Annotated in this window: 13 protein-coding genes and 2 tRNA genes; 7 read left to right on the top strand and 8 right to left on the bottom strand. The window is 36.7% G+C overall.

Annotation, left to right across the window (positions count from 1 at the left end; translation table 11 throughout):
- The first annotated feature begins 53 nt into the window (after positions 1 to 53).
- Together ACFX5U_RS05100 and ACFX5U_RS05095 are read left to right on the top strand one after the other, a co-directional pair.
- Positions 54 to 917, top strand: a complete 864-nt coding sequence (locus ACFX5U_RS05100; protein ID WP_280569727.1) for an alpha/beta hydrolase — start codon at positions 54 to 56, stop codon at positions 915 to 917.
- Between the two features lie 100 nt (positions 918 to 1,017).
- Complete coding sequence (locus ACFX5U_RS05095) at positions 1,018 to 1,794, top strand: Cof-type HAD-IIB family hydrolase (protein WP_400262678.1); 777 nt, start codon at positions 1,018 to 1,020, stop codon at positions 1,792 to 1,794.
- Here ACFX5U_RS05095 and ACFX5U_RS05090 read toward each other — a convergent pair.
- The 5 genes from ACFX5U_RS05090 to ACFX5U_RS05070 all read right to left on the bottom strand — a co-directional run bounded on the left by ACFX5U_RS05090 (position 1,791) and on the right by ACFX5U_RS05070 (position 5,966).
- Positions 1,791 to 2,414: a hypothetical protein gene (locus tag ACFX5U_RS05090; RefSeq protein WP_400262677.1), complete on the bottom strand. Its 624-nt coding sequence runs from the start codon at positions 2,412 to 2,414 to the stop codon at positions 1,791 to 1,793. The genes ACFX5U_RS05095 and ACFX5U_RS05090 overlap by 4 nt on opposite strands.
- 5 nt (positions 2,415 to 2,419) lie before the next feature.
- Positions 2,420 to 2,782 (bottom strand): DUF1801 domain-containing protein, encoded by a 363-nt coding sequence (locus ACFX5U_RS05085; RefSeq protein WP_280569746.1) that lies wholly within the window; start codon positions 2,780 to 2,782, stop codon positions 2,420 to 2,422.
- Positions 2,783 to 2,879: 97 nt separating this feature from the next.
- Positions 2,880 to 3,476 (bottom strand): DUF502 domain-containing protein, encoded by a 597-nt coding sequence (locus ACFX5U_RS05080; RefSeq protein WP_038696768.1) that lies wholly within the window; start codon positions 3,474 to 3,476, stop codon positions 2,880 to 2,882.
- Between the two features lie 47 nt (positions 3,477 to 3,523).
- Positions 3,524 to 4,951: an alanine racemase gene (alr, locus tag ACFX5U_RS05075; RefSeq protein ID WP_400262676.1), complete on the bottom strand. Its 1,428-nt coding sequence runs from the start codon at positions 4,949 to 4,951 to the stop codon at positions 3,524 to 3,526.
- 19 nt (positions 4,952 to 4,970) lie between these two features.
- Positions 4,971 to 5,966, bottom strand: a complete 996-nt coding sequence (locus tag ACFX5U_RS05070; RefSeq protein WP_400262675.1) for a Mur ligase family protein — start codon at positions 5,964 to 5,966, stop codon at positions 4,971 to 4,973.
- Between the two features lie 72 nt (positions 5,967 to 6,038).
- Between ACFX5U_RS05070 and ACFX5U_RS05065 the strand changes: the two genes are divergently transcribed.
- The 5 genes from ACFX5U_RS05065 (at position 6,039) to ACFX5U_RS05045 (ending at position 7,840) form a co-directional block, all read left to right on the top strand.
- Positions 6,039 to 6,527 carry a regulatory protein RecX gene (locus ACFX5U_RS05065; protein WP_038696765.1) on the top strand — a complete coding sequence of 163 codons (489 nt, stop codon included), beginning with the start codon at positions 6,039 to 6,041 and terminating at the stop codon, positions 6,525 to 6,527.
- 98 nt (positions 6,528 to 6,625) lie between these two features.
- Positions 6,626 to 6,701 (top strand) — tRNA-Gly (locus ACFX5U_RS05060).
- A 14-nt stretch (positions 6,702 to 6,715) separates the two neighbouring features.
- Positions 6,716 to 6,800, top strand: a tRNA-Leu gene (locus ACFX5U_RS05055).
- A gap of 460 nt (positions 6,801 to 7,260) precedes the next feature.
- Positions 7,261 to 7,692: an NUDIX domain-containing protein gene (locus tag ACFX5U_RS05050; protein WP_400262674.1), complete on the top strand. Its 432-nt coding sequence runs from the start codon at positions 7,261 to 7,263 to the stop codon at positions 7,690 to 7,692.
- The gene (locus tag ACFX5U_RS05045) at positions 7,679 to 7,840 is read left to right on the top strand and encodes a hypothetical protein (RefSeq protein WP_400262673.1); all 162 of its coding nucleotides are present in this window, start codon (positions 7,679 to 7,681) and stop codon (positions 7,838 to 7,840) included. The genes ACFX5U_RS05050 and ACFX5U_RS05045 overlap by 14 nt, the downstream gene beginning before the upstream one ends.
- A gap of 163 nt (positions 7,841 to 8,003) precedes the next feature.
- On the opposite strand, the gene ACFX5U_RS05040 is transcribed toward ACFX5U_RS05045, so the two are convergent.
- Genes ACFX5U_RS05040 through ACFX5U_RS05030 form a run of 3 tightly spaced genes read right to left on the bottom strand, consistent with a single transcriptional unit; the run spans position 8,004 to position 11,740 of the window.
- A complete protein-coding gene (locus tag ACFX5U_RS05040) occupies positions 8,004 to 8,885 on the bottom strand; it encodes a phosphodiester glycosidase family protein (protein ID WP_400262672.1) in 882 nt (293 codons plus the stop codon).
- Between the two features lie 4 nt (positions 8,886 to 8,889).
- Positions 8,890 to 10,044 (bottom strand): YdcF family protein, encoded by a 1,155-nt coding sequence (locus ACFX5U_RS05035; RefSeq protein WP_400262671.1) that lies wholly within the window; start codon positions 10,042 to 10,044, stop codon positions 8,890 to 8,892.
- A gap of 1 nt (position 10,045) precedes the next feature.
- Positions 10,046 to 11,740: a right-handed parallel beta-helix repeat-containing protein gene (locus ACFX5U_RS05030; RefSeq protein ID WP_400262670.1), complete on the bottom strand. Its 1,695-nt coding sequence runs from the start codon at positions 11,738 to 11,740 to the stop codon at positions 10,046 to 10,048.
- Between the last annotated feature and the right edge of the window lie 10 nt (positions 11,741 to 11,750).

Below are 11,750 nucleotides of genomic sequence, written 5' to 3'. Positions count from 1 at the left end.
GCAGTTTGTAAGCCTATAAAAAACGAATCGGTCATGCATAATCGTATATTCCAATGAAAAAATTAAGACAAAGTATTGAACAGTTGAAATCTCCAGAACAGCTTTCTGCAGCAGCATATATGGATCAGATTTGGTCCTATATCTGCTACTCTCCAAAGATGCCATTGAGACATAACCAAGAACAATTATTACAACTAGCTTCTAAAAGTCAACATGCTGTGAAAGACGAGTTTTTCACAGGAGAATTGTTGTCGTTCCCAGTTTACACTTGGGGATCTGGAGATAAAATTATCCTGCTAACGCATGGCTGGGGATCCAAGGCAGCAGATTTTGCCTTCTACATTGAAAAACTTTTAAATAACGGTGATTTCAAGATAATTGCCTTTGATGCACCTGGTAATGGGGAGGCAGCGGGAGAACTCTCTAATCTAATTTTGTATATCGAAGCTGTAAAAGCTATTATCACGACATATGGAGCACCTTACATAGCAATTGGGCATTCCCTTGGAGCTATGGCCAACATCGCTGCGCTATCCAACCTCAAGCTATCACCTGCTCGTATCATTAGTCTCACGCCTTTGGTAGATCTAAAAGCGAACTTTGCGGCAAGTATGGATTTTGTTAACATTCCACATACAATACAACAGCATTTTTTTGAGGGTTTTGAAAAAAGATTCAACATGAAAACGACCTACTTCCATTTAAATAGTTTGTACCATTTTCCTGAAGACCAACATCATCTTGTTCTTTACGATCAGGAAGACAAGATTGCTCCTTTCCCCTATTTGCAATCATTTTTCGAAAACCATCCCTTAACTGATGCCATTGATTTTAATGGTGTTGGTCATGAAAGGATATTAAAATCAGAAGAAGCAGTACAAGTTATATTGGAAAAGATTCAAACGATACAGGATTAAAAACTGGCTCTATAGCACCGTTATTTTGATTATGACAGCAATAGGTCACAAAACATTTTTCTAATTATTACCTTTGTAATACACACATTTATATTAAAGCATGATTAAAGCAGTATTTTTTGATATCGACGGTACCCTACTTAGTTTCGATACACATCAAGTTCCAGCCTCAACTGAAAAAGCCATTCAAGAATTAAAATCAAAAGGAATAAAAGTAATTGTTTCCACAGGAAGATCTATCAATAGTTTAGATCATATCAAATACTTAGACTTTGACGGATTTATTACATTTAACGGAGGCTATTGCATAACCAAAGAAGGAGATGTACTTTTTAGAAAAGGTATTGATGCTGCAGATATTTTATCTTTGATCGACCATGCTGCAGAAAATGATATTAGTTTTTCGTTGATGTCTGAAGAGGAAATTTCGATATTTCAGGTCACTCCCGAAATCGCTTCTATGTATGCACTTTTAAACTTACCGGTTCCACCTCAAAGATCTTATGCAGACTTTGATATGTCATCTGTACTCCAAACCAATATCTTTATTCAACCTGAAGTACAAGAGGTTTTTATGGACACCGTCATGCCGAATTCTATTGCATCACGTTGGACACCCCTATTTGCAGATGTCAATCCCTTAGGACAAAGTAAACAAGTAGGAATCGATATCTTTATCAAACATTTTGATATCGACTTGAAAGAAACAATGTCTTTTGGTGATGGTGGAAATGATATCACGATGTTAAAACATACCGCATATGGTATCGCCATGGGCAATGCTAACCCTGAAGTAAAAGCAATAGCAGACTACATAACAGATGATGTCGATAATGATGGTATATACAATGCTTTAGCACACTTTGGGGTTATCTAAAACCGCAACGTTAAATTTGAGCGAAATGTATGTGCATTACTATTCATAATAAGTGTATGTTGATCGCCAAATTCATACTGTAAACGTGCCTGATAGTTATCCATAGCATCACTGATCTTTTGATCGACAATATGATGATTGACATGATTTGTAATATCCAATGAAATGATTTTTTCAAATACTGAAATCTTGATTTTCATTGGATATCTTTCCGCTTCATGGTACCCTTGCCATAATGCATTTTGAACCAATGGCAGTAAAATAAATCGAGGTACTGACAAATGCGGATTTTCTACTTTTTTAGTCCATCCTATGGATATATCTACAGCAGAAACTTGACTAAATAAAGACACATACCTTTCCATGAAGTCGATCTCTAGACTAGCAGAAACTATTTTAGTTGGTTGCAAAGCAATATGCTGAAAATCTAGAAAAGCTTGTAAAAAAGTATCATCCTTTGAATCACCCTTAACTTTATCCAGACAAAGACGCATGAGCTCAACATCCATCTGGCTGTTTATATAAGATAGCGCTGCTTTATCCTTCCACTGTTCCTGTAAGTTTTCAGGAACCTTACTACTCCACAAACGATTCCATAATCGATCCATCCCTATTTTCATGATAGCTATTTAAATTTCTCCAAAGTCTCTGAAACCCTAAAATCAACAATTCTTCCAATCAATTCATAAGGTATCGGTTGCTTTAGTGGAAATTGAACCGAACCTTTACCTTGCTTATAAGAAGCAAGTTCGGCTTCAAATTTCGAATGACCGGTTGGAGTTGCATAAAAGCCAATATGTTTCTGAAATCCACCGAAGTAAACAAGCGGTTTTCCTTTTAATTTGTAAGCAGGCATACCATAGGCAATTCCCTCTGTAGCCTCATGGGCGTGCTGTAAAATGGTTTTGCGCACCTGCAACAAGATAGGCTGCACTTCTATTGGGAAAGAAGCGATATACGCTTCCACTGTTTTAAATTCAACATTCATCACGGATTAAGATTTAAAATACAAGTTAAATGTAAACAAAAGGGAACCATTTTACCAATGATTCCCTTTTGTTTTTATAAAAATTTCTGTATGTATCTTATTCTAAACCACTGACACCACCAGATACGACCAGTTTCATCGCGTCTGTAGCGGACATATCTAATTTTGTTACTAAAGAAGATTTTACAACAACAACCTGCCCCGCAAATGAGTAAGAATATGGGAAATAAACGACCACTTCATCTGTCAGCTTAATTTTTGATAAATCGGACTGTGTCAAGAAGCCAATTTTACTCACCCCTATTTCATTCACTTTTACCAATACAGGTACATTGAATTTTTTGGCATCGCCAACAAATGCTTCGGTAAAATCTTTAATGGAAGAATACAGTGTATTCAATAACGGGATACGTTTGATCTGGTGATTTAACCACCCTTTAATGGGGTCTGTTACAAAGTTTGTAAAGACGATTCCTGCCAATACCAGAATCAATATGACAGTTAAGATACCGATCCCTGGAATATATACCGGATGTCCAGTTTCATCCTCCAGAAATAAACCGGTTAGGTTCAATGCCGAATCCACCGAAGCAACGATCCAAACAATTAGAAAAACAGCACCAGCTAAAGGAACGACCACCAAGGTTCCTTTTATGAGATAATTTAAAAAAGATCTTACTAATTTTGACAACATATTACTTGTTCCTATAGACCCTACAAATATGCAAAATATGCGTTGAATTACTCGTAAAAATAAACTCTTTTCACCCGTTGCGAGATATTGACCAACAATTCATACGGTATGGTCCCAATGGCCAAAGCTGCCTCTTTTATATCAGGATATACAATAACTTCATCTTCTTCATTGACTTCAATATCTGTGACATCCAACATGCACATATCCATACAGATATTGCCTACTGTAGCTACAATTTGTCCATTAATGGACATCTTCCCGACCCCATTTCCAAAACGACGATCATAACCATCGGCATAACCAATCTTAATCGTTGCAATACGACTAGGTCGATGTATTACTCCTGCTCGATTGTACCCTATGGTCTCCGTAGCCGACAATTGTTTTATCTGTGTAACGTTCGTTTTCAGCACACTCACTTCCTTCACGGGCAAGTCTTCTCTTTCCAAGTCTATTCCATAAAGACCAATTCCCAGGCGGACCATGTCAAAATAAGCCGAAGGCCATAAAGCAATTCCAGAAGTTGCCGCTATATGACGAATAAATGAATAGCCTAATTCCTGTTTTAACTGAGCCGTAAACTCGTCCAACAACTGAATCTGATTTTCAGTAAACTTATCATCGACAACATTTCCTGCAGAAGCAAGATGTGAGAATACGGACTGCACCCTAATCACTTCTTGATTTTTTAAAATAGCTAGCAATGCCTCTATTTCCTCGGGCATAAATCCCAATCGGTGCATTCCGGTATCTACTTTGATATGAACAGGAAATCCCTTCAAATCATGTTGCTTTAGATAACGAATAAAAGAGTTCAAAATTCTAAAACTATAGATTTCGGGTTCCAATCTGTGCTGCACTATCGCGTCAAAAGCATTCTCATCTGGGCTCATCACCACGATAGGCAAGGTAATGCCTCCATTCCTTAAATCCACCCCCTCATCCGTAAATGCAACTGTTAAGTAATCCACATGATTAAACTGCAATAAATTAGCGATTTCAAAACTTCCACTACCATAGGAAAAAGCCTTCACCATAGCCATTAATTTAACACCTGGAGGCAATAATCCGCGATATACATTGAGGTTATGCTCGAGCGCATTGAGATTAATTTCTAAGGTCGTATCGTGCGATTTTGCTACCAACCGCTTACTTATCTGCTCGAAGTGGTAATCCCGAGCGCCTTTAATCAGAATCGTAGCATCGCTATAATTGATATGCTTGAGGTCTTCAAGAAATGATTTTGTGTCTGCATAATTTGTTATCGGCAATGTAAACTGAGAAACCAATTGACCTAAGACCGGTCCTATAAAAATCAACTCGGTCAATCCACTCTCCGAAATCAAGCGTTTCAATTTACCAAATGTCTTTTCATCCTTTACCTGAACACCTGGAATATCCGATAGAATCAGGATCTTACGCAAGTGTTGCTTCTGTTGCTTTAAAAAATCCAATGCGATTTGCAACGCCACTAAATCATTACTATAAGAATCATCGATAATGGAAACTGTTCTGTTTCCCTTTCTTCAACTCCAAACGCATCTCCATTGGCTGTAAGGTTGCGATACGTTCAGCAATTACCTTTACATCATATCCAAAGGTAATCATCACCCCAATGCAAGAAATGGCATTTTCAATGGAAGCTTGATCGACAAAAGGGATTTTTACAGTAAAGATCTGACGTGAAAAACATAAACTGACCAAGGTCGATTGATTGTCTTCCTTTTTTAGGGAATACACTTCCAATTGGCAGGACTCCTCATCACCCCAAGCAAATTTATAAATCTGAGAAGGCATATAGACATGTTCCAAATATTTCTGCGGATAGACCAATACTTCCGCATCTGTAAAGAGTTTTAATTTTTCATCAATTTTTTCCTCTTTAGATTGGAAGCCCTCTCTATGCGCAACACCAATATTGGTCAATACACCATGCGTAGGTTTAATCATTTTTTCCAACCTAGCCATTTCGCCTACTTCACTAATACCCGCTTCTATGATGGCAAAGTTATACTGCTCATTTAACTCCCAAAGTGATAATGCAACCCCTAATTGTGAGTTGTAGCTTTTGGGACTACGGTAGATCTTGTATTCAGGAGACAACAATTGGAATAACCATTCTTTGACAATGGTTTTACCATTGCTCCCCGTTATTCCCAAGACTGGAGATTTGAATTTCTTTCTTTGAAAAGCAGCTATCGCTTGCAAGGCCAAAAATGTATCTGGCACCCATAAGATATTGGCATCAGTCAATACAAGCTCCTGTTGTAGATCATTTTGCAAGACAAAGTTTCGGACACCTTTGCTGTAAGCATCCATGATGAAATCATGCCCATCCCTACGGTTGACCAAAGCAAAAAACAAACCTGTTTCTGCATTCATGATCTTACGTGTATCATAAATCAAATTTTGAATGATGGATTCATGGGCTACAATAATCGATCTTTGAGGTGCTACAATCTCCGAAATATCCGCTATGGTATACATTATATAAAGTTTTATTCAATCAAAGCTCAACATTTTTTCAGTAAGTTCAATATATTTTTGAAATTTGTAAAGATGTTTGACGAAGAGAAAACGAGAAAGAAAAGCTATAGCCCTAAGCAGGCATTGCTAAAGGCTGAAAGTTATTGTGCCTATCAGGAAAGAGCACAACAGGAAGTAAGAGATAAATTGTACGACTGGGGTTTGCACCAAGAAGATGTAGAGCAGATCATCTCCCAATTGATAACGGAAAATTTCCTCAATGAGGAAAGGTTTGCCATTGCTTATACTTTAGGGAAATTGCGAATGAAGAGTTGGGGTAGAATCAAGATAAAACAATCCTTAAAATTCAAAAAGGTATCAGATCCCTTGATTAGACTTGCTTTTTCTAAGATAGATCTGGATGAATACGAAAGTAAACTAAGCGACCTGATTGATAAAAAGCAACTATCTTTGAAAGACAAAGATCCCTATATCCTAAAAAATAAGCTATTTCAATATGCATTGTCACGAGGTTTTGAGAGCGATATCATTTCTTCTCTCCTGAAAGAAAAGGGCTTATAAAAAAAAGACACTAAAGCTTGTATTAAAATTTGTTTTTATAATTATTAGCTCTATATTTGCATCACCAAAACAGAAAACAACAGTTGACTGTTAGTAATGCGAAAGTAGCTCAGTTGGTAGAGCACAACCTTGCCAAGGTTGGGGTCGCGAGTTCGAATCTCGTCTTTCGCTCCACATGAATATCACCTGCCTAGGTGGTGGAACTGGTAGACACGCAGGACTTAAAATCCTGTTTCCGTTAAGGAAGTGCGGGTTCGATTCCCGCCCTAGGTACAAGAAAGCTCATCCAAAAGATGAGCTTTTCTTGTTGATATCCTATATTTTTTAAAATCTAAAATATGCTATTCAACATCACACTTAAGTGTTACCAACTTATAACTTAACAGGTATATTATAGTGGTTTTATAAAGGGTTCATAGAGAGTTCATAGAGGTGAAATTCTAGATACCCTCTATTAATTCCCTGTTAAACTCATCTAATATCTATCTTAATTCCCAATTTGGTACTCAGTTGATTTTAATCATTCCTTAGCACCTTACAAAAGCCGCCCTCCATTTAAGAAAACTTCCTGTAAAAACTATTTTCGTAATCCTTTGGTTTTTAAAAGTAATATAAGTGATTTGTAAATTTTCATACCTTTATCAACTGATAACTTATTCAACAAATAAGGACAAAAACTACTTAGAAACAGATAGGATTATTGTCAATTACATCAGCACGAAACACCTAATACATGATAGATAATATCAAGATCACAGATACCAAAGTATTGTCAGATAATTGGTACGTCCTTAGAAAGATAACTTACGAATATTCAAAAAAAGACGGCACAATCATGAGCCAAAGCAGAGAGGCTTATGACAGAGGAAACGGCGCCACTATTTTACTGTACAATAAAGAACAGAAAACAGTTATCCTCACCCGTCAATTTCGACTCCCTACATTTGTCAATGGAAATGAGACAGGGATGTTAATCGAGGCCTGTGCGGGTTTATTGGATAAGGATAATGCCGAAGACTGCATCAGAAGAGAGACAGAAGAAGAAACTGGTTATAAAATTACAGACGTACGAAAGATATTTGAAGCTTATATGTCCCCAGGTTTCTGTTACGGAAATTTTGTATTTCTTTATAGCCGAATATGCAAAAGAAATGAAGGTGAGTGAAGGTGGTGGACTGGATCATGAGGAAGAAAATATTGAAGTTTTGGAATTAGATATTACCGAAGCGATGCAGCTGGTAGAAAGTGGAGGGATCAAGGACGCTAAAACAATTATGTTGCTTCAATACATTAAACTTCATAATATCTTATAGTCTAAAACATTGTAGGAGCAACTTTAATTGTCACAATAGATGGCTTTATAAAATAGTGTCGGCTTTGAAAGTGAGTACTATAACACCTTCCCCATATAAAAAACGTGTTACTCATTTATGAGCAACACGTTTAGTAAATTTCATCTACTTACACTACAGAGCATTATTTGAGTTTAACGGTAAAAACAGTTGCAACACCTCTTTCTCCGTCGTGATCAAATTTATCATTGTCAGAAGGGAAGTTAACAACTCCTTCACCTTTAACCCAAGCTGTAGATGAACCTCCTCCATCATAATTTAATGCCGAGGTACAACCGAGTGCTTCCATTAACTCAGATAATTGAGGAATAGTAAGCCCCTGTGATTGGGAAGATCGGCCATCTACAACAACAACCATCAACTTATTGTCGGGAGTTATGCCAACTGCTGTACGTGGATGTCTATTTCTATTGAAGTCCACATCTAATTGAGACAACGGTTTCCCATTCAAAATCAAAAGTGGCCCACCTGCTAAGGCAATCGGTTCGGTGACAGACAACCATCCTGTTCCTGGTTTTGCAACAATATGTGTAGCTCCTGCCGAATTTATTGTTATTGCTCCATTTTCACGATAAGGGTTAAAACCGCTTATCGTATTATTAATCACTTGTCCATCGTTCTTAAAAAATACCGTGGATCCGCCAGTTGTCGTATTAAAATAACTACCATTAAATGCCACCAGAGCATTATTTGCAATTGCAGCATCACTAGTTTTTAAAAATCTGGATTTTACATAAGGGATTTCCAGTTGTAGTCCTTTATTCAGATCAATCTCCAATATATTAACATATTGTCTAGAATCAAATATGTTAGAAAAATGGAAATACTTCCATGCTACTCCGTCTGCGACTTCTTTCTTTTTCCACGCTGTCTCTCCAATTAATTTCTTTAGATCAACAAGTTCTACTTGGGAATAATCGTAAGGTAGCTGTGTACCTTCTTCTTCTTTACTGCATGCAGTAAAGAGAAATAAGACGATTAAACTATATATAATATTATTTTTCATTTTTTTAATTAGTTTTTTGTTCTTCAATCCATTTAAGTTTTAATGGTTTTGGAGATTTCATAATCATTTTTTCAGGATCCAGGTTAAGGGTTTCCATATTTCTATATAAAACAATCTGTTTGTTTTTTATATCATTAAAAACACCTGATACATTGCCTTTTCCCCAAGAAAAAGGCCAGTTTCGAAACAATAAATTTCCAACATCTTCTTTTACATACACAAAACCATCACCTTTGCGTTCAGCAACTAAATGTATATCATCGGCAAATAAGATTAATTTATTACGATACATGAAACCTGCTGAAAAGGATTTATGATGCCAAGCGATAGGCATGTCTTTTATGAATTTATTCCACGATCTATTTTCTAAGACTTTCAGAGATAACTTATCTACTTTTAGAAGGGCGTCTTCTGCTTTGATCCACCAAAAATCACCTTCATCGATAAAAGCAACCTGACCATCTCTACTGATGGTATCTAAGTAAGGGAAAACATCTTTTCGTTCTTTTAAGGCAAAAGAACGATTTTGCTCATCGGTGACATATATTAATTGATCCATTAAATAATAGGTAGAGTCTTTTACTTTCCAAACTGCATCTGGTGTCAGCCATTTACCTCGAATAATGAACTTATTGTTGTCCACTTGACCATTAAAAATTGATGCATAATCAAGCTTATCTGTCGTTTTGGGCTGTAATGCACCTTCGATATAAAATCTACTTACAACCTGATCGTATTGTTGAAATCTTGCTGCAACAGCAATAGCATGCCAATGATTTGAAACCACAAAAACGGTATCTCCAGGTTGGATTATTTTATTTCCCTTTTCATCTCTTAGAATCCTACTGAAAATATAATTTTGTACTGTCGTTTTAGCATTTTCTTCTTTATATATTTTCAATTGAGGAACTCCTTTGAGCTGTAATCCTTCAGACATGGCTGTAGCCTCACATATGGTGGATCCATGTGCACCGCATCCACCACTAACAATAATCTGATCTATCTCTTGGGTTTTATACAATCGATAAGCAATTTCTATGCGTTCGCTTAGAATATCGGAATTTGCTGAACCCAAAACCAACATAACGTTTTTGGGCTTAGCAAATCCTAAGAAAGCAATAAATACAACATAAATTGTGGTAAAAATAAATTTTAACATATTATTTCACTTTAAAACCCATCACTTTTGAAGTTCTAGACTCCTCATTCTTATCAGACGCAATTGCTTTATCAAGTATAGGGTTATACATATTTGCTATTTCCAATAATTGTGTCGCTTCGATCCCATAAATTAATGCAGGGTTGTTTGTTCCGATAGGAAGATAACTCGGACTTAACATCGTCGAAGGAGAGAATATTTGCCCACTTAATATGGTACCGGCATCTCCATATACAGAACTGGTAATAACCGTATTTTTAATAACAGGTATCACAGCGACATTGTCACTATATGCATCGACATCAGTAGAGGTACTCATCTGCTTATTACCGGTGATAATCGAGTTGTATATCGTCAGATTGTTGGCTTTTGAGCGTCTATAAATACCTGCCCCAGGACCGACCACATTATTTCCTGTAATCGTACTGCTTATAATATGTGCATTGCTGGCATCATATAACATCACTCCTCCACCCCCATTGACAGAAGTACTCGTATTTCCGGACACTAAGGTATTGATCATGATCAAATCTGAATTGTCACGCATATAAACACCTGCACCATAAGAAGTATTACTATTATTCAATACCTCAGAATTGTATAATGTGATACTAGCATCTGGATATCCATGGATTCCGCCCGCGGTACCTTTAGCTGAGTTATTATTAAACTGGGATCTAAATGCGATCATAGATGCACCATTTATCCATATTCCGCCCCCATTATTAGCTGAATTAATATTATTGTTGATTTTGACATCTTCCATCAATAATTTCGCTCCGGAAAACGCATAAACACCCGCTCCAAATCCTGCAGTACCTTTATCTGCTGATGCCTTATTTGCTAATATTTCAACATTTTTTAAGTGAACGATGGCATTTGCGATCAACATCCCGCCTCCTTGACCTCTACTATATTTAATACCGTTAATAGTTGTATTGGTGCTTCTATCAGTAGCATGTCCACCTGTAATAATTAATCCCTCTAAATACACCTTGGATTCAGCATCAAATGGGGCTGTTATTGTGACGGTATGAAAAGCCTCTTTTCCGGATGACATTTTACCATCCAAAATTGTCTTGTAAATACGAGCGTCTGCTTTAGCTCCTGGTCGTGCATCTTTCTCAAAACCACCGATTAAAGATATGTTTTTTGAAATTTCAAAAGTTTTATCAGCTTCCTCTGATGCGTCTCCATTGCGAATAGTCTTGGATGGTTTGTATACGCCTTCTGTTAAATAAATAATACTATTTGTTGTTGATTGATCGATTGCTGTGTTTAAGTTCGTTGGCGAGCTCCAGGATTTACCATCACCTGTACCATCTACTGTGACAAAAAATACCGGAACTTTTCCCGATTCCTGAATAATAAGGACCTGCTTAGTCAATTCATCATTCACCTTAACAACTATAATTCCCGACCGTTCGTCATCCTCATTTTTCACAACTTTAAAACCAACTTTTCGTTTTCCTTTTTCATACGAAAGACTATCCAACTGGATCCAATCAACATCCGCCTCCATATGGATAGTCTGATTGGACAGTACTTCAAAACTATATACCTCAGATTTACTGCTCACTTCTATATATTCGGTACCCGTCAGCAACTTTTCTTCAAAAAGATCTTGCTCCTTTTTACAACTTGTCAATCCCAATATGAGGAGGATAGTTAAGTATAAATAATTTATATTTTTCATATTGTATCAT

The organism is Sphingobacterium sp. SG20118 (genome assembly GCF_044740685.1).
Taxonomy (GTDB): domain Bacteria; phylum Bacteroidota; class Bacteroidia; order Sphingobacteriales; family Sphingobacteriaceae; genus Sphingobacterium.
Note: the sequence above shows the minus strand (reverse complement) of the source record. Positions and strands in the feature narration are given on the sequence as shown.